Raw genomic sequence first — 23404 nt, forward strand, 5'->3', positions numbered from 1 at the left:
TCGTAGGCTTCACGCGTGCGTCTGTGGATCCGTCGGTCCGCGGCGCGGGCGAGTCTGCTCACCGCCATGGCGGCGGTGTGCCTCGTCGTCGGGTGTCTCGCGATCACGATGATCGGCGCCGTGATGCTGACGCAGGCGCCCGCGGTCCGCGAGACGCTGTCGCACGCGCCGGTGCGAACGAGCGGGGTCGAGGCGCAGACGCCCGTCGAGGACGACCGGGCGGCTCAGGATGCGGCGGTGCACAGGCGCGTCGCATCCCTGTTCCCGGGACTCGGCATGCGCATCGCGACGCGAGTCGACACGACTCCGCTGGGGCTGTCGGCGGCCGACGCCGCGAAGGCCGGGGTCGCGTCGGTCGTCCTGCTGCAGGACGACGCAGCGGTGAGCGACGCCATCCGGACGACATCCGGCGACGCGGCCGTCGGCGACGGCGCGGTCGCGATCCAGGATGCGGCGGCGAAGCGCTTCGGACTCGCCGTCGGAGACGCGATCACCATCCCGTCCTCGAACGGCGACGTGACGCTCGAGGTGACGGCGACCTGGCTGCCGCGGGACCCGGCGGCGCCCATCTGGTTCGGAGATCCGAGCGTCGTGCGCGGCGAGGCCGACGACGCCGTCGGACCCTTCATCGTGGATGCCGCGACGCTGGCCCGCTTCAGCACCGTCCCGATCGTCAACTGGATCGTCACCTCGCCCGACGACATCGCACCGGCGGAGGTCTCGACGCTCGCCTCCGGGTTCGACCGGCTCCCCGCCGCCCTGGGCGCCGACCCGGCGGTCACGTCGTCGCAGGTGACGGTCGTCGGCGACGGCGCGCAGACCGCGCACAGCATGCAGGACGCGATGGATGCCGCAGCATCCGTCCTCCCGCTGCCCGTCGCGATCCTCGCGGTGGGGACGGTGCTCGCGCTCGTCCTGCTCGCACGCCTCCTCACGGATGTGCGGGCGGCGGAGACGACGCTGCTGCGCGCCCGCGGGGCGGCGATCGGTGTCGTCGTCCGGGCCACGGCGGTCGAGTCCACGGTCGTGTCGCTCGTCGGGACAGCCGTCGGGACCGGCATCGCGCTGCTCATCCTCGTGCTCGTGTACGGACGGATGCCGCCGCCCTGGGTCGCCGTCGTGCCGCCGCTGCTCGTCGTCGTCGCGGCGGTGGCCGTCGGCGCGGCGGTGGCCTTCGGAGCCGCCCGGTCGGCGCTCGGTGCGGCGCCGGAGTCGGGCCGCGCGCGTTCGGCTGTGTCCGCGGGGCTCACCGTGCTGGTCGTGCTCGCGGCGGCCTTCGCGCTGTGGCGCTTCCTCGGTGAGCCGGCGTCGGGCGTATCGGACGCGGCGGCGATCCTCGCGCCTCCGCTCGCGTTGCTCGCGGCCGCCCTCATCGGACTCGCGGCGTTCGGCCCGCTCGCGCGCGTGTTCGATGCGATCGGCGCCCGCGCGCACCGGTTCGATGTCACGCTGCCCGCGCGGCAGCTCGGCCGCGGGCTCGGCTTCTTCACCGCCCCTGCGGCGCTGGTCGTGCTCGCCATCGCCGCAGGCGTCCTGGGCGCGGGCTACCAGGGCACCTGGACGGCCTTCAACCGATCGGCGGCCATCGCGGTCAACGGATCGGACCTCCGCGTGGACACGGCATCCGTCGGTCCGCTGCGCACGGCCGGCGATTCGATCACAGCGCCCGTGTACGCAGCGCTGCCGGGGGCGACCGCTGCCCTCCCGGTCATGGTCGTGCCGGCGGCGATCGGGGACGCGCAGGTGTCGGTCGTCGGGGCGGCGTCCTCGCGGCTCGCCGCGGTGGAGGGCGTTGCCGCCGCGTCGCTCGACCTGGCCGCCATCCGCGCGGCCCTCCCGGCTCCGCGGACGGCCGGCGAGCCGGCGCTGCCGCGCGGCGCGGCGGCCCTCGACGTGTCGACGAGCACGAACGGCGCGGCAGCCCAGGCCACCCTGTGGCTGTGCGACGACGGCGGCGAGCTGATCCCCCTCGCGGTGCCGTCCAGCGGATCGGTGCGGGTCGACGTTCCGGCGGCGACCGGCCGATGGCGTCTGGTCGCCGTCGACGTGACGACCGGCGGCGCGGGAACCTGGACCCTGGACGGTCTCGGCGCGGTGAGCCCCGGCGGGACGACGGCGCTCCTCGGCTCCGCGTCCGGCTGGAAGGTCATTCCCGAGCCGTTCGGCACGCCGGCGGGAGCCACGGCTGCCAGCAGCGGGATCGGGATGCAGACCCCCTCCCTGATCGGGACGACGGCGCGGCTCATGCCGGGCACAGCCGTCGCGCCGGCCGTCGTGCTGACCGATGCCTTCGCGAGCGCCCACGGCCAGAGCCGCGGCTCCTCCGTCGACGTCGAGGGCGACTGGTGGTCGGTGACCGCCGACGTGACGGGAACCGTGCCGGTGGTTCCGGGCACGTCGGAGGACCGGTCCGTCCTCTTCGATCTGCCGACGCTGCAGCGCGCGATCCTCCGGGCCAGCTCGACCCCGACCGGCGCGAACCAGGCGTGGGTCGCCAGCGACGACCCCGGCGCCGTGCTGCCGCTCGCGCAGCGCGTCTCGGGCGGGTCGGCGTCGGTCACCGTCGCGGACACCGCGTTCGCCGCCCGGTTCGTCGGCAGCGCCTTCGTCGGCCTCGCCCTCGGCGGGCTCGCCGTCATCGCGCTCGCGATCATCGCGCTCGCGGCGGTGGCCGCCGCGCTCCTGCGTCGGCGGCGCAACGAGATCGTGGTGCTGCGCGCCCTCGGCTTCAGCGCACGACAGCAGGTGCGCACACGGAGGGCGGAGCTGTCATGCATCGCCATCGCCGCCGGGGTGCTCGGAGCCCTCGCCGGGATGGTCGTCACGTGGCTCGTCGCGCCGGCTCTCGCGCGCCGGACGGTCGTCAACGCGCCCGATGCGCTCCCGGCGCCCGTCGCCGTCGATCTCGTGTGGCTCGCGGCCGCGGTCGTCGTCGCCGCGGTGGCCGCGGCATCCGTCATCGCCGTCTACGGCGGCGCCATCCGGCGCCAGGCCGCCGACACCGAGTACCGCGAGGAGACCCGATGAGGCTCCTCCTCAAGCAGTGGGCGGCGTTCCGCGGAGCGCTCATCGCGCTCGCGGTCGTCGTGCTCGTGGCGACCTTCGCTGTCACGGCGTGGCCGCGAGCGGTCACCGGGCTGCTCACGCGCGACGTGCAGTACCGCGTCGATGCTCCCCCCGCGGGCATCACCGCGGTGCAGACCAGCGTGCACGCGCTGCCGGCGCCTGTCGACGGCTCTCTCGTCGGCGGCTCGGGCGGCTGGGTGTGGGATTACTTCGGATCGACGCTCGAGGGCACATACAGGTCGATGTCTCAGCCGCTGCGATCGGCCCTGCAGGCCCCGCAGTGGACCGCCCGCACGGCTCCGCTCGCCACGTCGGGCCCCCGGGCGGCAACCCAGTACCAGCTGCAGCTCGAAGCGTTCGCGCAGCTGCGCGAGGAGGCGAGGCTCATCAAGGGCACGTGGCCGGCGGCGTATGAACCACATCTCCGGCCTGCCCCCGCCGACGTGGGCTCGCTGCCTGCGGGGGTCGTCTACCCGTCCCGGATGGTCCCGACGACGGCGCCGATCGAGATCGTCATGACCGCCGATTCGGCCACAGCGATGAGCTTCGCGGTCGGCGACACCCGGCCGCTCTCGATGGGCCTGAGCGCACAGCCGGTGAAGCTCGTCGGCATCGTCGAGCCGCGCGACCCGTCCTCGCCGTACTGGGAGCTGCAGTTCCAGCGCGCGCATCCGTCCGATGTGCAGCTCGGTGATGCCGGCTCGCGCATCACGGCGACCGCCTGGCTCGACCCGGCACCGTGGGGCAGGATGCAGTTCTCCTTCACGAGCGATGCCCTCGGGTGGTTCGGTGCGAGAGCGGAGGCGATCACCTGGCCGAACCTCGCATCCGTGCGCGCGCAGCTCGCGGCCTTCCTGTCGAGCTCGCACGAAGGAACCGGCGGCTGGGTGCTGCTGCGCTACACCACCCAGTTCGACGAGGTGCTCGCCGGCCTGCAGTCCGGCGGCGCCTCGTTGCAGACGCTCCTCATCCTGCTGGCGACCGCGCCCCTCGGTGCGGCCGTCGCCGTGCTCGTGCTCGGCGCGGAGCTGCTCGTGGACCGGCGCCGCGCGGTCCTCACACTGCTGTCGGCGCGCGGGGCGTCGGCCTGGTGGATCCGCAGCCGCATGGCGATCGAGGGTCTCGTCGCCGCGATTCCGGCGGCCGTCGTCGGCGCCGTCGCGGCCGTGCTCGTCACGTCCGGGCCGGTGGATGCTGCCGCCGTGGCGGGCGCAGCATCCTGTGCCGTCCTTCCCGCCGTGATCCTCGCCGCCCTGGCGCGCCCCGCGGAGCGCGCGCCCCGGCCGCGCCGCCGGCGGTGGCGCTGGGTGCTGGAGGTGCTCGTTCTCGCGGCGACAGCGGTGGCCGTCTTCGCCCTCGTCGAACGCGGTGTCCGACCGGACGGCGTCGATCCGCTGCTTGTGCTGACGCCCCTGCTCATCACGCTGAGCGCGGCGGTCGTCGTGCTGCGGCTGTACCCGCTGCCGCTGCGGGCGCTGCACGGTGCGCTTCGCAGGGGCCGCGGCGCGATCGGCCTGATCGGGGCGTCCCGCAGTGTGCGCGGCATCCGGACATCCCTCATCCCGGTACTCGTGGTGCTCGTCGGCGTGGCGACAGCCGTCTTCTCGGCCGTCGCGTTCCAGACCGAGCGCGCGGGTGTCACGCAGGCGGCGCTCGCCCACGCGGGTGCCGACGTCAGCGTCGGCGACGACGGACTCACGACCGCCCAGGCGGCCGGCATCCGCGCCGTCGCCGGTGTGTCGGAGGTCGGCGTCATCCGCAGTGCCGGCTATGCGGGCATCTCGAACGGCGGCGGATCCGACTTCGTCGAGGTGCTGGTCGCCGACACCGCGCGGCTGTCGCAGATCCAGGCAGGGCTGCCGGAGGACGTGCGCGTCCCCGACCTCACGCACACGGTCGACGGGAAGACGCCCATCGTCGTGGGCAACTGGGAGGAAGCGACCGGTCCGGGAGACGTGACCCTGACGACGGACGCCGAGACGACGGCCCGCATCGTCTCGGCGACGACCTCCCTCGGCGCGGCGGCGCCGAACTCCGCCTGGATCCTCGTCGACGCGGCGCACGTGCCCGACGGGCTGGATGAGCCCGCGCCGAGCGGCGCACTCGTGGCCCTCGACTCGGCCCATGCCCGGGGGGAGGATGCGGTGACGGCCACGGCGGCGATCGCGAAGATCGTCGGCTCGGGCGCGACGATCGACAGCGCGGCCGCGCAGGCGGAGGTCATCCGCGCAGCCCCCGCCGTCGCCGGAGTCGAGACCGCGCTGCTGATCGCCACCGCGCTCGGGGCGGCGCTGGCCGTCATGGCCCTCGTCCTGACGCTCGTGACGGGCGCGCGGGAGCGGCTGCGCCTCGTCGGCACGCTGCGCACCCTCGGGTTCGACCGCCGCCAGACCACCGGGCTCGTGGTGTGGGAGGTCGCGCCGATCCTCGCGACCGGCCTCGTCGGAGGACTCGTCGCAGGCCTCCTGCTGCCGTTCGCCGTGCTGGTTCCGCTCGACCTGTCGTCGCTCACCGGCGGCGCACAGCCCCCGATCGCCGGCGACCCGATGACGATCTCGCTCGTCCTCGCGGTGTTCGTCGTCGTGGTCGCAGCCGCGGTGGCTCTCGCGGTGTGGATCGCATCGACCCGCAGCCCCGCATCGGTGCTGCGGGTGGGAGAGGAAGAATGACGCTCATGGAACCGGCCATCCTGTGCACGGACCTCGTGCGCATCTACTCGACCGACGGGGTCGAGGTGCAGGCGCTGCAGGGGCTGAACCTGCGGGTCGACCCCGCCGAGATGGTCGCGATCGTCGGCGCGTCAGGCTCGGGCAAGTCCACCCTGCTCGGCATCGTGTCGGGACTCGACCGGCCGACGGCGGGGTCGGCGGTCGTCGCAGGCTCCGACCTCACGACCATGACCCGCACGCAGCGGCTCGCCTACCGCAGGCACACGGTCGGATTCGTGTGGCAGCAGACCGGGCGCAACCTGCTGCCGTACCTCACGGCGGCGGAGAACATCGCGATGGCGCGGACGGTCGCCGGTGGGAAGCGGGATGCGGCGGAGGAGAAGCGTCTGCTCGAGCTGCTCGAGGTCGAGGATGTCGCCGACCGCATGCCCGCCCGGATGTCGGGGGGCCAGCAGCAGCGCGTCGCCATCGCGGTCGCGCTCGCCAACAGCCCCACGGTGCTTCTCGCCGATGAGCCGACCGGCGAGCTCGACGAGTCGACGAGCGCGGAGGTGCTCGAGGCGATGCGCGGCGTCAATCGCGAGCTCGGGGTCACGACCCTGATCGTCACCCACGACCCGACCGTGTCGGAGCATGTGCGCCGCACCGTGCAGATCCGCGACGGCCGCACGTCGACCGAGACGCTGCGCCGCGCCGGTGACGGCGGAGAGCACGTCATCGCCGAGGAGTTCGCGGTGATCGACCGCGTCGGCCGTCTGCAGCTGCCGCGCGAGTATGTCTCCGCGCTCGAGCTGCACGAGCGTGTGCGCCTCGCCCTCGAGCCGGACCACTTGACGGTGTGGTCCGGGCACGAGAAGCCGCGGGCCCAGGATGCGGGAACCCCGCGCGAGGAGGACGCCCATGAGTGATGACGCCCCGGTCCCCGAGCCCGCCCCGGTCCCCGAGCCCACTCCGGTCCCCGAGCCCACCCCGGTCCCCGAGCCTGTCGAGGGGTCGCGCCCGGTCCCCGACCCCGCCCCGGTCCCCGAGCCCACCCCGGTCCCCGAGCCTGTCGAGGGGTCGCGCCCCGCCCCGGTCCCCGAGCCCACCCCGGTCCCCGACCCCACCCCGGTCCCCGACCCCACCCTCGTCCCCGAGCCCACCCCGGTCCCCGAGCCCGCCCCGGTCCCCGAGCCTGTCGAGGGGTCGCGCCCCGAACCGCCTCTCCGGCGGCGAGGCCGCGGTCTCGCACCCACGCGCACTCCCGTCCTGCGCGCCGACGCGGTCACGCGTGTGTTCGGCGACGGTGCCGCGCAGGTCGTGGCTGTCGACGGCGTGAGCCTCGAGGTCGGCGCCGGGGAGCTGCTCGTCGTCAAGGGCCGCTCCGGCAGCGGCAAGACGACCCTCCTGAACCTGCTCGGCGGACTCGACCGCCCGACGGGCGGCTCGGTGCACCTCGGCGACCTCGAGCTGAGCTCGGCGTCCGAGGCGCGGCTCGTCGAGACCCGGCGGAGCGATCTCGGCTTCGTCTTCCAGACCTTCGGGCTGATCCCGGTGCTGTCGGCGGCGGAGAACATCGAGGTTCCGCTGCGCCTGCTGGGCGTGGATCCCGCGGAACGCGACGCGCGCGTCGCCGAGCTTCTGGATGCCGTCGGCCTCACGGCACAGGCATCCCAGCGCCCGCCGGAGCTGTCGGGCGGGCAGCAGCAGCGGGTGGGCATCGCCCGTGCGCTCGCGGCCCGGCCTCGAGTCCTGCTCGCCGACGAGCCGACGGGCCAGCTCGACAGCATGACCGGCTCGGCGATGATGGACCTCCTCGTCGACCTCGTCCATCGCGAGGGCGTCGCCGCTGTCGTCACGACGCACGACCCGCTGCTGATGGCCCGCGCGGACCGCGTGCTCGAACTCCACGACGGCCGCGTCAAGGAGCCGGACGCAGCCTGACCCCCCTCGCGAACCCACGCTCGATTCCCGACCCCACATCCGTTTCACGCGCATCGCGTGTGGGTTCGGGAAAGAAGTGAGGGCTCGCGAACGAGGCGCAAGGCCGCTGTGACCGCTCCCACCACATCCCCAGCGCTCGCGCGTAGACTCCCGCGGGTGGCACAGCGGAACACGTGGCAGCGCGAGCGCGTACGCGAGGCTCTCGCCGATGCCCAGGGCTTCGTGAGCGCGCAGTCGCTGCACGCGACCCTGCGCGATGAGAACACGGGCATCGGACTGGCGACGGTGTATCGGGCGCTGTCCGGGCTCGCGGCGCAGGGCGAGGCCGATTCGCTCCAGTCGCCGGACGGCGAGGCGCTGTACCGTGCGTGCACATCGACGGGTCACCACCACCACTTGATCTGCCGATCCTGCGGACTCACGGTCGAGATCGCCGCCACGGACGTCGAGCAGTGGGCGCGCCAGACCGCGGCCTCGCACGGCTTCACGCAGGCCGAGCACGTGGTGGACATCTTCGGACTCTGCGCGACGTGCACCGCAGCGCGGAACCTCGAGCGTGACGCAGACTGATCCGTCGTCGGGGCTCCGTCGACGGGACTACCGCTCATCCCTGAGCGGATCGCCGACGAGCCCCGAATCCGGCGCGGCGGCCACGGTACCGGAGCCCACGCCCGCCCCCGCCGTCGCCACCACGACCCCGCCCGCCCCCGCGTGGACGCCGAAGACCGCGCGCATCGGGCCGACCTTCAACGGCCGCGCCGCGGGCGGCATCCTCGTCGGCCTGGCCATCGTGGCCGCCCTCTTCGCCCTCGACACGCTCGTGCAGGGGCCGCCGCTGCCGACGCGCCTGCAGGACGGCCTCACCCTCTCCATCAGCGTCCTGATCGAGTCGCTGCCGTTCGTCGTGCTCGGGGTGATGCTGTCGATCGTCGTGCAGGTGTGGGTCCCGCCGGGTGCGATCGAGCGATGGATGCCGCGCGCCGGCTGGGCACGGCGGCTGACGCTGTCTCTGCTCGGCATCATCGTCCCGGTGTGCGAGTGCGGCAACGTGCCCTTCGCCCGCGGCCTCATGATGCGCGGGTTCTCGGTCGCCGAGACGCTCACCTTCCTCGTGGCGGCGCCCATCGTCAGCCCGATCGTCATCATCTCGACGTACCAGGCGTTCGGGTTCAGCGACGGCATCCTGATCGCCCGCATCCTGGGCGGCTTCGTCATCGCGAACCTCATCGGGTGGCTGTACGCGCGCCACCCGAACCCCGACCAGCTGCTCACCGAGCGCTTCCGCGCGACGTGCGAGATCGTCGAGCACGAGGAGGGCGGCAAGTGGCGCCGCAGCGCCGCACAGTTCTTCATCGAGCTGCGCGCCGTGATGCCGGCCCTCATCATCGGCTCGGCGCTCGCCGGCGCCGTGCAGGTGCTCGTCCCGCGCCAGGCGCTCCTCGCCATCGGCTCGAACCCCGTGCTGTCGATCGTCGCCATGATCGCGCTCGCGATGATCGTGTCGATCTGCTCCAACGTCGACGCGTTCTTCGCCCTGTCGTTCGCGTCGACCTTCACGCCGGGCGCGATCACCGCTTTCCTCATCGTCGGACCACTGGTCGACGTCAAGATGCTCGCGCTCCTGCGCACGACGTTCACCACCCGCGTGCTCGTCGGCATGGTCGTGACCGTCGTCCTGTCGGCCTTCGCCATCGGGATCGGGGTGAACCTCCTTGCGTAGCATCCGTCGCAGGTCCCTCGCGGTGAGGTGGCTCGGCGCGGGCCTCGCCGCCATCCTCGCCGTCGTCACCCTCGCGCTGTTCGCCACGGGTCGCCTCGGCCTGTACGTCAACCCGGCCAGCAGCTGGTTCGCCGTCTCGATGGCCGTCGTGCTGCTCATCGGCGCTGTGCTCAGCTGCGCCCTGCCGCTCGGCGCCGAGGATGACCATGGCCACGACCACGGCGATGACCATGACCATGATCACGAGGAGAGCAGGATCGGCGTGGGCATCGCGCTCACCGGCGGGGCGGTGGCATCCGTCGTCGCCGTCGCCGTCCTCGTGACTCCGCCGGCGACGCTGTCCGCCCAGCTCGCGATGTCGCGGGATGCGGGCGCCCCGCCGCTGTTCGCCGGATCCGACACCGTGAGCCTCGCCGTCTCGGGCGACACCTCGCACTTCGGCGTGGGCGACTGGGCCGCGGTGTTCGCGACCGCGACCGACACGGACTCGTTCGAGGGCGACCCGGTGACGCTCACGGGCTTCGCCACTCCCGCCGCGAACGGTTCGAGCTTCGATCTCACCCGCCTCGTGATCACCCACTGCGTGATCGACGCCCGCCCGGCGAGTGTGCCGATCGCCGCCTCGGGACACGTGCCGTCGACCGGCGCGTGGGTCACCGTGACCGGCAAGGTGCGCACGACCCGCGGCGGCACGCTCGAGATCGATGCGACGAGCGTGCAGCCCGTGCCGCAGCCGAAGGACCCGTATGAGTACTGACGGCGCCCGCCGGACTCGCACGTCGCAGCGGCGCGGTGGGCCCCCGCCGGCCGCGGCTCGCCGCACCGCGAAGCGGCGTGGCTTCGTGGTCGGCTTCGCGGTCGTCGCCGTCGGTCTCGTCGGGGTGAGCCTCGTCGGCGCCGCGGTCAGCACGCTGCAGGGCCCACGGGTCACCGCGACGCAGAGCGACCCCGCAGCGGCGGTCGAGGCATCCGGCTCCCGGGTGATCCTCACGACCAACCAGATGCTCCACAAGGTCGAGCCGTCGCAGGTGACCGTGACCCCGGCGACGCCGTTCACCGTCGACACGTCGGGCCGCAGCGTCGGCGTGCGCTTCACACTCCCGTTGCACGACCGCACCGCGTACACGGTGACGATCAAGGACGTGGAGGGATACGGCGGCGGCCCGGCGACCACGCTCGCCACCGACTTCCGCACGCCCTCGATGGACGTCTACCTGCTGCAGCGCAGTTCGACCGGCGACACCATCCTGCGCACCGGCCTCGACGGCAAGGCGGCGCACGTCGTCTTCCGCCACGCCCACATCGAGGATTTCCGGGCGACGAGCTCGCACCTCGTGGCATCCGTCGCCGACTCCGCCGGCAACGCGCACCTCATCGTGACCGACCTCGACGGAAAGCACGCGCGCGAGCTGCCGATGCCGGGTGACGGCACCATCCTCGATCTGCAGAGCGCCGACCGCGGCGAGCTCATCGGCTACACGTACTCCGACGCGCAGCTGGGCAACGGCACCGCACGCGAGAGCGTCCTGTACACGGCATCCCTGAAGGATGCGGCGGCCAGAGCCAAGCCGACCGCGGTGCCGGTGAGCGGCACCGAGCACCGCATCGCCGACTGGCGCTTCGTGCCCGACACCGACCGCATCCTGCTCCTCACCTACGACGGCCGGCTCATCCTCGGCGGCGCGACGGGCAAGGGCGCCGACCTCGGCACCGCGACGACCATCGACGGCATCGCGCGCGGCTCGTCGAAGGCCGTCATCGAGCGGCCCGACGGAATGTTCACGGTCGACCTCACGAACGGCAAGCAGTCGCCGCTCGCCGACGCCACAGGCGTCGTGGGCACGCAGGGGGTCGTCACGCCGCTGCCGTCCGCCGGCACGGCCCGGCCGTACTCGACCATCGACGCGTCGGGCGTCGTGGAGGGGACCACGGTCACGATCGTCGGCGACGACGGACGCGCGACACCCGTCTTCCAGGTGCCGGGAACGGATGCGGTCGTCCAGACGTGCGCCTCGCCCAGCGGCCGCTACCTCGCGGTCGTCGTGAGCCCGGACGTCGTGAACAACCCGTTCGACAGCTACGGCCTGCCGATGCCGCACACGGTCGTCACACACCTGATCGATCTCGGCGCGAAGACGCAGGTCTCGGCGCTGCGCGGCTTCGCGATCTCGTGGTGTCAGGTCCCCCCGCAGGCGGTGCAGTGAGTCTCGTCGCCGCGACCCGCGAGATGCTGCTCGGCCTGCCCGCCGACACCGCCCCACGCCTGCTCGGCGGCGTGCTGCGCGTCACGTTCGGCGGTGCCGCCGTCGCGGTGCGCCTCACCGAGGTCGAGGCGTATCACGGCAAGGGCGTGGGCGACCGGCCGGACCTCGGCTCCCATGCGCGGATGGGCCGCACGGCCCGCAACGCGACGATGTGGGGCGAACCCGGCCACCTGTACGTCTACCTCAGTCACGGCATCCACTCGTGCGTCAACGTCGTGTGCGGTCCCGAGGGACAGGCAGGGGGAATCCTGCTGCGTGCCGGCGAGATCGTCGAGGGCGCCGAGACCGCCTTCGCACGACGGGCTGCAGCGCGCACCCCGCGCGACCTCGCGCGCGGACCGGGGCGACTCGGGGATGCTGTGGGCCTGCGCCATCCGGTCCACGACGGCATCGACGCCGTCACCGGGGCCGTGCAGGCGGGAGCGACCGCTCGGCTGCTGCTGCCGACCGAGCCCGTCGAGGGGATCGCCGCAGGCCCGCGTGTCGGCGTGGCCGGCGAGGCGGGGACGGATGCCTTCCCGTGGCGCTTCTGGATCGCCGGCGATCCGACGGTGTCCGCTTTCCGCTGGGGCCGCGGCGCGGCGCCGGCGCCCTGACTCGGGTGCCGCCGGCGCGGTCGGTCAGGCGGCCGCGGCCGCGGAGTCGTCCGTCGCCTCTTCCCCCGCCTCGGGCGGCACGGGCAGCTTCGACGGCAGTCCGGACGACAGCAGCAGCCCGAGCAGCGTCAGCGCGAAGACGAAGAAGAGCGCCTGGCGCAGCGACTCGACCTGGGTGTCCGCGTAGAGCTGGGCGACCTCGGTGGCCGATGCACTGTCGACGCCCGCATCCGTCAGCATCTTCTCGGCCTGCTGCTGCGACACGATCGGCGCGCCCTTGGAGGCGGCGGCCACGACGTCCGCGCGCACGGTGTCGTCGATCGCGCTGCTGTGCTGCACCGCGTCGGTGAAGCCGGATGTGAGCAGGAGGATGAACACCGAGCCGACGATGGCCGTTCCGAACGACGACCCGAGGTTCTGGAAGGTGCCCTGCAGGCCGCCGACCTCTGACGTGTCGGACTGATCGACGGCCGACATGTTGACATTGCCGAGCTGGGAGGCGAGGAGGCCGAAGCCGGCCCCGACCACGAACATCCCGGTGGCGAACAGCCAGTCGGCGAGCTCCGGCTGCACGGCGACGAAGACGAGGAACACCCCGAGGCCGAGGATGAACTGCCCGATGCGGCCGATGTTCCTCGCGGTCCGCACGGTCGCCATGCGCGATCCGAGGACGGAGAACAGGATGAGGCCGACCGACAGCGGGAGGATCTTCAGGCCGGTCTCCAGAGCGTTGTAGCCGAGGATCGTCTGAAGGTAGACCGGGATGACGAAGAAGAGCGCCGCGATCGCGAAGTACTGCGCCAGGAACATCGTCAGCCCGCTGCGCAGGGCGGGGATGCGCAGCATGCTGACCTTCAGGAGCGGCACCCGCCCGGTGCGCTCCAGATGCTGCTGGCGCTTCACGAACCACCACAGCACGACGATCGCCAGGAGGATCAGATACATCACGGGCGAGATCCCGAACGGAGCGATCGCCTGACCGTTCACGACGGGCGGGTCGAGCGGGATGAACCAGCCCCATGTCTTGCTCTGCAGGATGGCGTAGACGAGCATCGCGAGGCCTGCCGCGGACAGCACGACGCTCAGCAGATCGATGCGCAGCTTGCGGTCGCCCGGCACATCCTTGATGCGGCCCGACACGATCAGGACGAGGGTCATGACCAAGGCCTCGGCCAGGAAGACATAGCGCCACGACGAGTAGGTCGTGACCAGCCCGCCGATGAGGGGCCCGGCGGCGGCCGCCCCGCCGGTGACGGCACCGAGCACGGCGAACGCCACGACCCGCGCGCGGCCCTCGTAGTTGATGGCGGCGAGGGCGGCGATCGCGGGGATGACGAGCACCGCGCCGAGGCCCTCGACGAGCGACCAGCCCAGCATGAGCACGGCCAGGTTGGGGGCCAGGGCGGTCGTCAGCGAGCCGATGCCGTAGACGATCGAGCCGATCCGGAAGGCGGGGCTGCGCCCCCACCGGTCGCCGAGCTTTCCGCCGGTGAGCATGAAGGCCGCCATCGTGAGGGCGTAGAACGTGATCGCCGCCTGCATGCCGGAGATGTCCGTGCCCAGGTCGTGCGCCACCGTCGAGATCGAGACGTTCATCACCGTGCTGTCGAGAACCATGACGAACTGCGACACGCTCAGCAGGATGAGTACGAACCATTTCCCCATGCGTGAACAGTAGTGCCCGGCCCTCGCCTGGTGAGGGCGACGCAGCCACGAACACCGACGGAGCTCGCCGTCGAGCGGGCCGTCGCCCCAGGCTCCCGTCGTGTTCTCGGGCGCGGCCCCCCCATCCGGCTGTCGCCGCGTTCCCCGGCGGTGGCCCGCTCGACCGTGACCGAGGCATCCACGCATCCGTCCTCATGCAGCTGATGATGGATGTGGGACTGCGCGACCGGCCGCCGCACGCTGAGCAGTTTCTATCGAATAGAGAAGCGAATCACCCTGGACACTGACGTATCTATGTTCTAAGCTGGTGTCATGGAGACCAGCCCGCTCGACGGCATCGCTGAGGCGCTTCGCGCTCTCGCGGCCGTGGGCGGCGATCGCCCCGCAGCCGCCTTGACACCCGCCGAACTGGTGGCGGTGAACCAGGCATTCGGGGCGCTCAAGCGCCATGTCGATGCTGCCTTCGCGCCCGTCGCGGCCGAGATCTCGCGGCAGTCGCGTCGGGAACTCGGAAAGGACTCGCTCGCGAAGAAGCAGGGTTTCGCCTCGCCGGCCGTGCTCATCTCGACCACGAGCGGCACCAGCGTGGGTGAGGCGGTGCGCATCGTCCAGGTAGGAGAGGCGACGGCGCCCCGCGTCTCGCTGACGGGCGAGGCCCTCCCGGCGAAGCGTCCGCACGTCGCCGACGCCGTGGCTGCGGGGTGGATCGGCATGACGGCGGCCGCCGCGATCGTGAGCCTGCTCGACCGGCTCGCCGTTCGCGTCGACCGAGCGCGACTCGACGACGCCGAGCGGCAGCTCGCGGGGCTCGCTCCCGGCCTTCGCCCGGACGAGCTCAGCAAGCTCCTCGCGCGTGCCGAGGCGCATCTCGACCCCGACGGCGTCGAGCCACGGCACGAGGCGCTGCGAGCAGACCGATCCCTCGTGCTGCAGGAACGGGACGGGATGCTGCTTCTCACGGGCAAGCTCGACCCCGAGACGGCTGCGCCGGTCCACGCGGCGATCCACGCGCTCGTCGGAGATGCGCTGCGGCGCAACGAGCACGCCGACGAGGGCGAGCCTGATCTGCGGTCGGTGAAGCAGATGCAGGCCGACGCGCTCGCCGACATCTGCCGCCACGCGATCGGATGCGCCGGCGTACCCACGGGGCCGACCGCCACGGTCGTCGTGCGGATCGACTTCGCCGACCTGCAGGCCGACGCCGGCATCGCCACGATCGACGGCATCGCCCAGCCCGTGCCGGCATCGGCGGTCCGCCGTCTGGCCGCAGACGGCCAGGTCATCCCGTGCGTGCTGGGCGGTGAGAGCGAGATCCTCGACTGGGGACGCGCGAAGCGCCTCTTCACCCCCGCGCAGAAGCTGGCGCTCGCGGAGCGCGACGGCGGATGTGTGTCCTGCGGAGCGCCACCCGCCTGGTGTCACGGTCACCACCTCGCATGGTGGGATCGCGACGGCGGACGCACCGACCTCGAGAACGGCGTGCTGTTGTGCACCGGATGTCATCACCGCCTGCACGCCGATGGGTGGGAGATCCGAGTCGACGGTCCCGGAACGGAGGCGAGGGTGTGGCTCATCCCGCCACCCTGGATCGACGCGCAACGGACCGCACGCCTCGCCGGCAGGTCGCGCTACACCCTCACCGCATGAACCGGTCTGCGGGGGAGCGGCGCGCTCGGCTACGGGCGGGCGTGGCGAGAGCACGGCCCGCTCGGGGCTCGGCACGGGCGGGAGTCGAATCCCGCCCGTGCTAGACTGACTCTTCGTCTGCGCGCACTCCTGCGTGCAGTTCGTGTTTCGTTTCGCTCCGCTGACTCAACGACCGGTACTTCCGGGCGTGGACAGGGCGCGCGTGCGGAATGCAGACAAGGGATCTTGGGTGGGGCCGTCCGGCCCCACGGTAGTGAAGGAGTCACCAATGGCAGCAGTGTGCCAGGTGACCGGAGCGGTTCCCGGCTTCGGTCACAACATCTCGCACTCGCACCGCCGGACGAAGCGCCGCTTCGACCCGAACGTGCAGAAGAAGACCTATTTCGTGCCGTCGCTCGGCCGTAAGATCACGCTCAACGTGTCCGCCAAGGGCATCAAGGTGATCGACGCGCGCGGCATCGAGTCGGTCGTGAAGGACCTCCTCGCGAAGGGTGTGAAGCTCTAATGGCGAAGAAGGCTCAGGACGTCCGTCCGATCATCAAGCTACGTTCGACCGCGGGCACGGGTTACACCTACGTCACGCGCAAGAACCGCCGCAACAACCCCGACCGCATCGTGCTCAAGAAGTACGACCCCATCGTGCGCAAGCACGTCGAATTCCGAGAGGAGCGCTGACCCATGGCGAAGAAGAGCAAGATCGCTCGCAACGAGCAGCGCAAGGTCGTCGTCGAGCGCTACGCGGCCAAGCGTGCCGAGCTGAAGAAGCAGCTCATCGACCCGAACTCGACCGACGAGCAGCGCGAGGCCGCTCGCATCGGCCTGCAGAAGCTGCCCCGCAACGCGTCGCCGGTGCGCCTGCGCAGCCGTGACGTCATCGACGGCCGCCCCCGCGGTGTCCTGACCAAGTTCGGCATCTCGCGTGTCCGCTTCCGCGACATGGCGCACCGTGGCGAGCTGCCCGGCGTCACCAAGTCGAGCTGGTAAGCCAGTCCGCACGAGACACTGCGAGCTGGTAAGCCGGCCCGCACAGACACCGCGAGCTGGTAAGCGATCGCTTCGGAACGGCCGGAGCCCCTCGGGGCTCCGGCCTTTCCTCGTTTCGGCCGCCGTAGAATCGCCGGATGCCGCTCGACCCGTTCTTCGCGCAACGGCTGCGCACGCATCGGCGCTACCTGTTCGACAAGGCCCTCGGCGACCTGAAGCGCAAGCTGCCGTGGGCATCGCTGACCGCGAGCGCGAAGACCGCGACGGATGCGGCGCCCGCATCCCTCTCGGCACCGGCGAAGGCCGCCCCCCGGCCCGCCCCGTCCGGCCCGCGTGAGGCCCGCGCCCGGCATCGCCGGGCCGCGCTCGGCTGGGACCGCACCGAGCAGAAGACCGTCGGAACCCCCGGCCCGGATCTGCGCACGTCCGAGCACATCGTGCCCGTCCCCGGGTACCCCGACGTGCGCGTGCGCATCTACCATCCCGACGCCGTCGACGCCGTCCCGGCCTGCCTCACGTTCTACGGCGGAGCGTTCCGCATCGGGGGCATCGACTATCCGACGACGGATGCGGCGCACCGGCGGCGGGCCGCCGCATCCGGTGTCGCCCAGGTCGCCGTCGACTATGCGCTCGCTCCCGAGCACCGGTACCCGACGCAGATCGAGCAGGCCTACGCCGCGCTCGAGTGGCTGTTCGCGAACGGGGCCGACCTCGACCTCGACACCGGCCGCGTCGCGGTCGACGGCGCGAGTGCGGGCGCGTGCCTGGCGGCCGCGCTGACACTGATGAACCGCGACAGGGCGCAGCATCCGATCCGCCTGCAGATCCTCGAGGTCCCGGTGGTCGACCTCACCGGCCGGCACATCGATCTGGGCGCGACGTGGGCCGTCGGCATCCCGAGCCCGATCGTCACGCGCGAGCTGCGCTCGGTGCGCCGCACCTACCTCGGCGCAGAGGAGCGCGCCCGCGAGGCGTACGCATCACCGCTGCTGGCCGACTCGCATGCGGGGCTGCCGCCCGCGCTGATCCTCACCGCAGAGTACGACCCGCTCCGGCGCCACGGCGAGGTCTACGCGGCCGCTCTGCGCGCGGCGGGCGTCGAGGCGAGCGCGACGCGCTACCTCGGTGTGACCCACGACATCGCCATCTTCACCGGTGTGCTGGCGGCGGCGAGGCGCTGGGAGGCGGAGGTCGTTTCGGCCCTTCGCACCCTCCACGAGGCGTAACACAGGCCACATTCGTCACATCGATAGCGGCGACACGCCGCCGAGATGACGCCATCCGGGCGGAGTTCCGCGTAATTCCGCGGAATCTCGGTATATTCGAGGGCGGTCGAACCGACCAGCCGGGGGCGCAGTCCTCTGGTCCGTTGCAAGAAGGGCGATCGTTCGTCGGTCGCTCCGGAGGACAACCACATGGCTGACAAGTCCATCACCAAGACCGAGCTCGTCGCGAGCATCGCCAGCGCCACCGGGCAGAGCCAGTCCGCCGTCTCGGGCGTGCTCGACTCGCTGTTCGCCACCGTTTCCGACGCGGTCGCCAAGGGGAACAAGGTCTCGATCCCCGGCTGGATCGCCTTCGAGCAGGTCGAGACGGCCGCCCGCACCGGCCGCAACCCGCAGACCGGCGAGGAGATCAAGATCCCCGCGGGCAAGCGCGTCAAGGTCACCGCCGGCTCGAAGCTCAAGGCGTCGGTCAAGTAACCCACGCTCTGCGAGGAGGGGGAGGCCGTCGGCATCCCCCTCCTCCGCCTTTCCGGGCGATCCTCGCCGGATCCCCGGCGCTCGTAGCGGACGGCGGCCACAGCCTGCCGACGTAGGCTGGAACAATGCCGTCCACCACTGCCCCACGCCGGCCTGCCGTGCCGCGCGGCGCCGCGGTACGGACGGACTCCGACCAGACGCGCTCGGCCCGGGCGCTGCGGTTCGCCGGACCCGCTCTCCTGGTCGCGGCGGCCCTCGTCACGCTCGCCTGGGCGCTCGTGGTCGGCGGCGGCGCGGCGCCTCTCACGATCGGCGACCCCGGCCCGTTCGTGCGATGGATGCTGCCCGTCGCCACGATGTGCGTGAACCTGTCCGCCGCGGGCATGGTGGGTGCGCTCATCCTCGCGCTCTACGCCCTGCGCGCCGGCGAGAGACCGTACGAGCGGGCGATGGATGCGGCATCCGTCTCCGCCGCCGTCTTCACCGTCGCAGCGGGCGCGACCGGCTACCTGACGTACCTCAACGCCTTCAATCCGAAGGTCGATCTCGGCCTGGCGTCGGGTCAGCAGCTGGCGGACTTCCTCGTGCAGACCGAGCTGGGTCGCACGTGGCTCATCACGACGATCGCGGGCGCGCTCCTCACCGTCGGGACCTTCGCGGTCCGGACCTGGACCGGCTCACTGATCATCGCGATCCTCGCCCTCGCCGCGCTCGTCCCGATGGGCACGCAGGGCCACTCCGGCGACCTCTCGACCCACAACATCGCGGCGACGTCGCTCATCCTGCACATGATGGGCGCCGCGGCCTGGATCGGCGGACTCGTGACAGTCGTGCTCGTCCGCCCGATCCTGTCGCGCGGCGAGCTGCCGAACGTGCTGCAGCGCTACTCCACCATCGCGCTCGTCTCGTTCGTGATCGTGGCGGTCTCGGGCGTCGCCCGCGCACTGGTCGGCATCGGCACGCTCTCCGGGATCTTCTCGCCCTATGGCCTGATCCTCGGCGTCAAGGTCGTCGCGCTGCTCGTCATCGGGATGCTGGGCGCCGTCTACCGCACACGCCTCATCGGCCGCATGAAGAACGAAGCCGTCGCCCGCGCGTTCTGGCGTCTGATCGTCGTCGAGCTCATCGTGATGGGCGTCGCGAGCGGCGCGGCCGCAGCGCTCGCGCGCACGGCCCCACCGGCGAACGAGACCCTTCCCTCCGTGCGCACCCCGGCGGAGTTCCTCACGCAGTCGCCGCTGCCGCCGGAGCTGACCATCGGGCGCTGGTTCACCCAGTGGAACATCGACCTGCTGTGGGCCGTCGTCGTCGGCTTCGGGCTCTTCTTCTACCTCGCCGGCGCGTGGCGGCTGCACCGCAACGGCGACCGCTGGCCGATCTACCGCACCATCTGCTGGGTGTTCGGGATGCTGTGGCTCTTCTGGGTCACCTGCGGCCCGGTCAACGCCTACCAGGACTACCTGTTCAGCGTGCACATGGTCGGGCACATGCTCCTGACGATGGCCATCCCGCTGCTTCTGGTCGCGGGTGCTCCCGTGACACTGGCCATGCGCGCCATCCGCAAGCGCGATGACGACACCCGCGGCGGTCGCGAGTGGATCCTGTGGGCCGTTCACTCGCCCGTCGCGCGCGTGATCACCAACCCGTGGGTGGACGCAGCGCTCTTCGTCGGCTCGCTCTGGATCTTCTACTACACCGACCTCTTCCGGTGGTCGCTCTACGACCACCTCGGACACGAGTGGATGACGGCGCACTTCCTGATCGTCGGCTACCTGTTCGTCCAGTCGCTCGTCGGCATCGATCCGGTGCCCTACCGCGCGCCGTATGCCTTCCGGCTCGTGACGCTCATCGGCGTGATGGCCATCCACGCGTTCTTCGGCATCGCGATCATGATGCAGACGGGCCTCATGGTCTCGGAGTGGTTCGGCTCGATGGGCCGGACCTGGGGACCGACACCGCTGCAGGACCAGTACATCGGCGGCGGCGCGGCGTGGTCGATCGGCGAGATCCCGACGCTCTTCCTCGCCGTCATCGTGGCGATCCAGTGGAGCCGCAGCGACACCAAGCTGCAGAAGCGGCAGGACCGGCACGCCGACCGCACCGGCGATGCGGAGCTCGAGGAGTACAACGCGCGCCTCGCGGCGCTCGCGGCACGCGATGCCAGAGCGGCCGCCGAGCCCGATGCCAGAACGGCCGAGCGCGACGCGCGCAGCGCGGGACGCTGAGGGTCGACGTCAGGCGGACGACGGCCCGGTGCCGTCTCCGGCCTCTTCGGGCCCGCCGCCGATGTCGCCGCCGATGTCGCCGCGCAGTCTCCCGGTGACGGCGTCCACGGCGGCCCCGACGGTCGGCGCGAACCGGTCGGGAGTGAACCGGTCGGTCATGCCGAACTCGCGCAGGATGTCCTTCGCGGGATCCTTCATCTCGGCGAAGACGAGCCGGATTCCCTGGGCGCGGAGGTAGTCGTCGAGTTCGATGAGCTCTTCGATCGCGGTCGTGTCGATGTCGGTGATGGGCTCGGCGGCCAGGATGACCGTGTGGATGTCGGGCCCCGCCGCCGCGGTCCGCTCCCGGACGAAGTCGTCGAAGCTCGAGCCGTTCGCGAAGAACAGGGGCGCGTCGAAGCGCACGATGACGACCCCCGGGATGCGGGTGCCCGTCGGGTTGCGCGACAGATCGTGATATCCGCGCAGGCCCCGCACCAGGCCGAGCTCGGCGCGGTAGGGCCGCCAGGACCGGATGACCACCGCCAGGAGCGAGAGCGCGATGGTCAGGACGATGGCCGGCAGCACTCCGATGACCAGCACGCCGAGGAAGGCGGCGAGGGACAGCGCAGCATCCGTCCGGTCCATCCGGAAGAGACGGACCGCGCCGCGGATGTCGATCAGTCCCGCCGCGGCCGAGACGACGACGGCGGCGAGAGTCGCCGACGGGAGGAAGGCGGTGAGACCCGGCACGAGCAGGATGAACACCACGATGAGGCCGGCACCCACGAGTCCGGTCACCTGTGTGCGGGCTCCGGCCTGCTCGGCCACGGGCGTGCGCGACGATGACGCCGAGACGGGAAAGCCGCCGAGCGCGCCGCCGGCGAGGTTGGCGATGCCGATGCCGGCCATCTCCTGACTTCCGCTCACATTCTCACCGCGGCGCGCCGCGAAGGTGCGCGAGAGGACCGCGCTGTCGGTGAAGGCGAGCAGCGCGATGCCCGCGGCCGCGGGAAGGAGAGCGCCGACATCGCTCCACTGCAGTCCGGTCAGAGCCGGTGCCGGCAGTCCCCGGGGCAGGGGCCCGACCACCGGCAGGACGTCCTCGAGGTGCAGGAGCCACGTGAGCACCATGGCCGCGACCACGACGACCAGCACCCCGGGCACGGGGGAGCGCAGCCACCGGAAGCCGAAGATCAGAAGCAGCGAGCCCACCCCGAAGGCGAGAGCGATCGGCACCACCTCGCCCGCCGCGATGCCGTGCACGATGGCCTCGACCTCCGCCGTCGACCCCTGTGCATCGATGGAGAAGCCGAGGAGCTTCGGAACCTGCGAGATGACGACGAGAACGCCGATCGCATTGAGGTAGCCGACGCGGATGGGCTTGGACAGCAGGTCTGTCACGAACCCGAGGCGGGCGATGCCCCCGACCAGCAGGATCGCGCCGACGAGGATGCCGAGGAGCCCGGCCAGGGCGACTGCGCGGCTCTCGCTACCGAGCGCGAGCGGCAGGATGGCCGCTGCGATGAGGGGAGCGAGCGCCGAATCGGGGCCCAGCACCAGCACGCGCGAGGGGCCGAAGATCGCGTAGGCGGTGAGGGGGACGATGGTCGCATAGAGGCCCGTCACCGGGGGAAGTCCCGCCACCTCCGCATACCCCATGCCCGCGGGGATGAGCAGCGCCGTCACGACGATGCCGGCGCGCACATCCGGCCACAGCCACGAGCGGCGATATCGCAGGATCGTGACGAGACCGGGCACCCAGCGCTGGGCGAGGCTCGCTGCCATGGCGTCTAGTCCGTATCGGGAGAGACGACGCTGATGGCTGCCGAGCCGTCCGGCTGGATCGTCACCGTCCCGGTCACGAGGAACGGCACGTCCTCATCCACGTGCTTCACGGAGCCGTCGAAGATCGAGCGGACGGCCACGCGGATGTGCGCCACCGCCGTGGTCGTCTGGATGCGCCATCCCGCTCCATCGGGCTGGAGGTTCACGGGCGGCTGCGCGACGATCGACCAGGTCGGGAGGCCGATGACGCGGTTCTCCTCGACGTAGCCGAACGGACACGCGGTCGGCTGCAGCACCTGCTGCCTCGCGCACGTGGCGAGGAAGTCATCGACCCTCGTCGTGACGGCCTTCCGGAAGCTCGCGGTGGGCTCGGCCTGGATGTCGATCGGCGTCGACGTCATCGAGGAGTTGGCGAGCACGGCGACGCCCGAGGACTCGGCGATCGGCGTGTCGACGGTCACCGAATACAGCCCGGGTGAGAAGACCAGCAGCGGAACCGGTGCGAGCGGGTTCGCCGATGCCGCGTCCGACGCCTGCCGCTTGTCGACCTCGAAGCCGTTCACGGAGAACTGCATCGAGCCGCGCACCGTCAGGTCGACGACGGCGAGGGGGCTGCGCGCGAAGCGCCACCCGGGGGCGATGCCGATCCACCCGTCGCGCTCGACCGCGAACACGCTCGTGCCCCGGTGCCCGCCGGCGCGGTAGCCGATGGTCACGAACGTCTCGCCGTCGTGGTCGGTCGCGGAGATCGCGTGCACGTCGGTGAGTGCGCCGAGCGCCGCGGGCCGCAGGAGGGCATCGGATGCGTGGAGCGGCAGACCGGACGCCTCCAGCTCGGACGAGTCGATCGCCACTCCGGGGATGGCCAGGGCGTCGGCGGTCTGCCCGTGCGCGAGATCCTCGACGTAGCGAAGCACGAAGGCGGTCGGGCTGTAGAAGTCCTGGTACACGGTCGCTGCGGCCGCGCCGAGGGCGGCGAACAGCAGCACTCCCACGCCGGCCAGAAGACCCAGATCGAGGGCGAGCGGACGCCGTCGTGCCGGTGCGACGGAGGGCTCAGGCGGGAGCGCGGGCAGCGGTGGCGCCGGCGCGTCGATGACGGATGCCGCGGCATCCGTCTGCGTCTCCCCCGTGTGCACGCCCCCCTGGCTCACAAGGCGATTCTATGAACGTGC

19 protein-coding genes are annotated in these 23404 nt (G+C 71.8%); 16 read left to right on the forward strand and 3 right to left on the reverse strand.

Translation table 11 applies throughout. From position 1 onward, the window contains the following. Positions 1-15: 15 nt before the first annotated feature. The 9 genes from SM116_RS01790 (at position 16) to SM116_RS01830 (ending at position 12238) form a co-directional block, all read left to right on the forward strand. Positions 16-3027: an FtsX-like permease family protein gene (locus tag SM116_RS01790; RefSeq protein WP_320942759.1), complete on the forward strand. Its 3012-nt coding sequence runs from the start codon at positions 16-18 to the stop codon at positions 3025-3027. After that, positions 3024-5735 (forward strand): FtsX-like permease family protein, encoded by a 2712-nt coding sequence (locus tag SM116_RS01795; protein ID WP_320942760.1) that lies wholly within the window; start codon positions 3024-3026, stop codon positions 5733-5735. The genes SM116_RS01790 and SM116_RS01795 overlap by 4 nt, the downstream gene beginning before the upstream one ends. Positions 5736-5740: 5 nt before the next feature. Continuing rightward, positions 5741-6643 (forward strand): ABC transporter ATP-binding protein, encoded by a 903-nt coding sequence (locus tag SM116_RS01800; RefSeq protein WP_425563228.1) that lies wholly within the window; start codon positions 5741-5743, stop codon positions 6641-6643. Continuing rightward, complete coding sequence (locus SM116_RS18415; protein ID WP_430438691.1) at positions 6636-7658, forward strand: ABC transporter ATP-binding protein; 1023 nt, start codon at positions 6636-6638, stop codon at positions 7656-7658. The genes SM116_RS01800 and SM116_RS18415 overlap by 8 nt, the downstream gene beginning before the upstream one ends. 156 nt (positions 7659-7814) lie before the next feature. After that, positions 7815-8228, forward strand: coding sequence for a Fur family transcriptional regulator (locus SM116_RS01810; RefSeq protein WP_320942762.1), 414 nt, complete (start codon positions 7815-7817; stop codon positions 8226-8228). A gap of 163 nt (positions 8229-8391) precedes the next feature. Continuing rightward, positions 8392-9378: a permease gene (locus SM116_RS01815; RefSeq protein ID WP_425563244.1), complete on the forward strand. Its 987-nt coding sequence runs from the start codon at positions 8392-8394 to the stop codon at positions 9376-9378. A gap of 22 nt (positions 9379-9400) precedes the next feature. Next, on the forward strand, positions 9401-10135 hold the full coding sequence (locus SM116_RS01820) for a TIGR03943 family putative permease subunit (RefSeq protein ID WP_320942763.1): 735 nt from the start codon (positions 9401-9403) through the stop codon (positions 10133-10135). Beyond that, positions 10125-11582, forward strand: coding sequence for a hypothetical protein (locus tag SM116_RS01825; protein WP_320942764.1), 1458 nt, complete (start codon positions 10125-10127; stop codon positions 11580-11582). The genes SM116_RS01820 and SM116_RS01825 overlap by 11 nt, the downstream gene beginning before the upstream one ends. Before the next feature lie 23 nt (positions 11583-11605). Further along, positions 11606-12238, forward strand: coding sequence for a DNA-3-methyladenine glycosylase (locus SM116_RS01830; protein ID WP_320944223.1), 633 nt, complete (start codon positions 11606-11608; stop codon positions 12236-12238). A gap of 24 nt (positions 12239-12262) precedes the next feature. Here SM116_RS01830 and SM116_RS01835 read toward each other — a convergent pair whose 3' ends face one another. Further along, positions 12263-13903 (reverse strand): MFS transporter, encoded by a 1641-nt coding sequence (locus SM116_RS01835; RefSeq protein WP_320942765.1) that lies wholly within the window; start codon positions 13901-13903, stop codon positions 12263-12265. Positions 13904-14215: 312 nt separating this feature from the next. On the opposite strand from SM116_RS01835, the gene SM116_RS01840 reads away from it, so the two are divergent. The 7 genes from SM116_RS01840 (at position 14216) to SM116_RS01870 (ending at position 20462) form a co-directional block, all read left to right on the forward strand. Next, entirely contained in the window at positions 14216-15550 is a 1335-nt protein-coding gene (locus SM116_RS01840) for an HNH endonuclease (RefSeq protein WP_320942766.1), read from the forward strand. A 268-nt stretch (positions 15551-15818) separates the two neighbouring features. Then, positions 15819-16055: a 50S ribosomal protein L28 gene (rpmB, locus tag SM116_RS01845; RefSeq protein WP_018187658.1), complete on the forward strand. Its 237-nt coding sequence runs from the start codon at positions 15819-15821 to the stop codon at positions 16053-16055. Further along, on the forward strand, positions 16055-16225 hold the full coding sequence (rpmG, locus tag SM116_RS01850) for a 50S ribosomal protein L33 (protein WP_320942767.1): 171 nt from the start codon (positions 16055-16057) through the stop codon (positions 16223-16225). Before rpmB ends, rpmG begins: the two co-directional genes overlap by 1 nt. Positions 16226-16228: 3 nt before the next feature. Next, positions 16229-16534: a 30S ribosomal protein S14 gene (gene rpsN / locus SM116_RS01855; protein ID WP_320942768.1), complete on the forward strand. Its 306-nt coding sequence runs from the start codon at positions 16229-16231 to the stop codon at positions 16532-16534. 137 nt (positions 16535-16671) lie between these two features. After that, positions 16672-17760, forward strand: coding sequence for an alpha/beta hydrolase (locus tag SM116_RS01860; RefSeq protein ID WP_320942769.1), 1089 nt, complete (start codon positions 16672-16674; stop codon positions 17758-17760). A gap of 189 nt (positions 17761-17949) precedes the next feature. Next, positions 17950-18237 carry an HU family DNA-binding protein gene (locus SM116_RS01865; RefSeq protein ID WP_320942770.1) on the forward strand — a complete coding sequence of 96 codons (288 nt, stop codon included), beginning with the start codon at positions 17950-17952 and terminating at the stop codon, positions 18235-18237. A 125-nt stretch (positions 18238-18362) separates the two neighbouring features. Further along, a complete protein-coding gene (locus tag SM116_RS01870) occupies positions 18363-20462 on the forward strand; it encodes a bifunctional copper resistance protein CopD/cytochrome c oxidase assembly protein (RefSeq protein ID WP_320942771.1) in 2100 nt (699 codons plus the stop codon). A 9-nt stretch (positions 20463-20471) separates the two neighbouring features. Here SM116_RS01870 and SM116_RS01875 read toward each other — a convergent pair whose 3' ends face one another. Together SM116_RS01875 and SM116_RS01880 are read right to left on the reverse strand one after the other, a co-directional pair. Then, complete coding sequence (locus SM116_RS01875; RefSeq protein ID WP_320942772.1) at positions 20472-22229, reverse strand: SulP family inorganic anion transporter; 1758 nt, start codon at positions 22227-22229, stop codon at positions 20472-20474. Between the two features lie 5 nt (positions 22230-22234). Beyond that, entirely contained in the window at positions 22235-23383 is a 1149-nt protein-coding gene (locus tag SM116_RS01880) for a hypothetical protein (protein WP_320942773.1), read from the reverse strand. Between the last annotated feature and the right edge of the window lie 21 nt (positions 23384-23404).

It is taken from the genome of Microbacterium rhizosphaerae (genome assembly GCF_034120055.1).
Taxonomy (GTDB): domain Bacteria; phylum Actinomycetota; class Actinomycetes; order Actinomycetales; family Microbacteriaceae; genus Microbacterium; species Microbacterium rhizosphaerae.

Excerpts from the sequence above, each read along its gene's own strand:
- SM116_RS01860 (WP_320942769.1), top strand. The coding sequence starts at position 16,672 with ATGCCGCTCGACCCGTTCTTCGCGCAACGGCTGCGCACGCATCGGCGC.
- rpmG (WP_320942767.1), top strand. The coding sequence starts at position 16,055 with ATGGCGAAGAAGGCTCAGGACGTCCGTCCGATCATCAAGCTACGTTCG.
- rpsN (WP_320942768.1), top strand. The coding sequence starts at position 16,229 with ATGGCGAAGAAGAGCAAGATCGCTCGCAACGAGCAGCGCAAGGTCGTC.
- SM116_RS01830 (WP_320944223.1), top strand. The coding sequence starts at position 11,606 with ATGCTGCTCGGCCTGCCCGCCGACACCGCCCCACGCCTGCTCGGCGGC.
- SM116_RS01825 (WP_320942764.1), top strand. The coding sequence starts at position 10,125 with ATGAGTACTGACGGCGCCCGCCGGACTCGCACGTCGCAGCGGCGCGGT.
- SM116_RS01875 (WP_320942772.1), bottom strand. The coding sequence starts at position 22,229 with ATGGCAGCGAGCCTCGCCCAGCGCTGGGTGCCCGGTCTCGTCACGATC.
- SM116_RS01800 (WP_425563228.1), top strand. The coding sequence starts at position 5,741 with ATGGAACCGGCCATCCTGTGCACGGACCTCGTGCGCATCTACTCGACC.
- SM116_RS01795 (WP_320942760.1), top strand. The coding sequence starts at position 3,024 with ATGAGGCTCCTCCTCAAGCAGTGGGCGGCGTTCCGCGGAGCGCTCATC.
- SM116_RS01835 (WP_320942765.1), bottom strand. The coding sequence starts at position 13,903 with ATGGGGAAATGGTTCGTACTCATCCTGCTGAGCGTGTCGCAGTTCGTC.
- SM116_RS01870 (WP_320942771.1), top strand. The coding sequence starts at position 18,363 with ATGCCGTCCACCACTGCCCCACGCCGGCCTGCCGTGCCGCGCGGCGCC.
- rpmB (WP_018187658.1), top strand. The coding sequence starts at position 15,819 with ATGGCAGCAGTGTGCCAGGTGACCGGAGCGGTTCCCGGCTTCGGTCAC.
- SM116_RS18415 (WP_430438691.1), top strand. The coding sequence starts at position 6,636 with ATGAGTGATGACGCCCCGGTCCCCGAGCCCGCCCCGGTCCCCGAGCCC.
- SM116_RS01865 (WP_320942770.1), top strand. The coding sequence starts at position 17,950 with ATGGCTGACAAGTCCATCACCAAGACCGAGCTCGTCGCGAGCATCGCC.
- SM116_RS01840 (WP_320942766.1), top strand. The coding sequence starts at position 14,216 with ATGGAGACCAGCCCGCTCGACGGCATCGCTGAGGCGCTTCGCGCTCTC.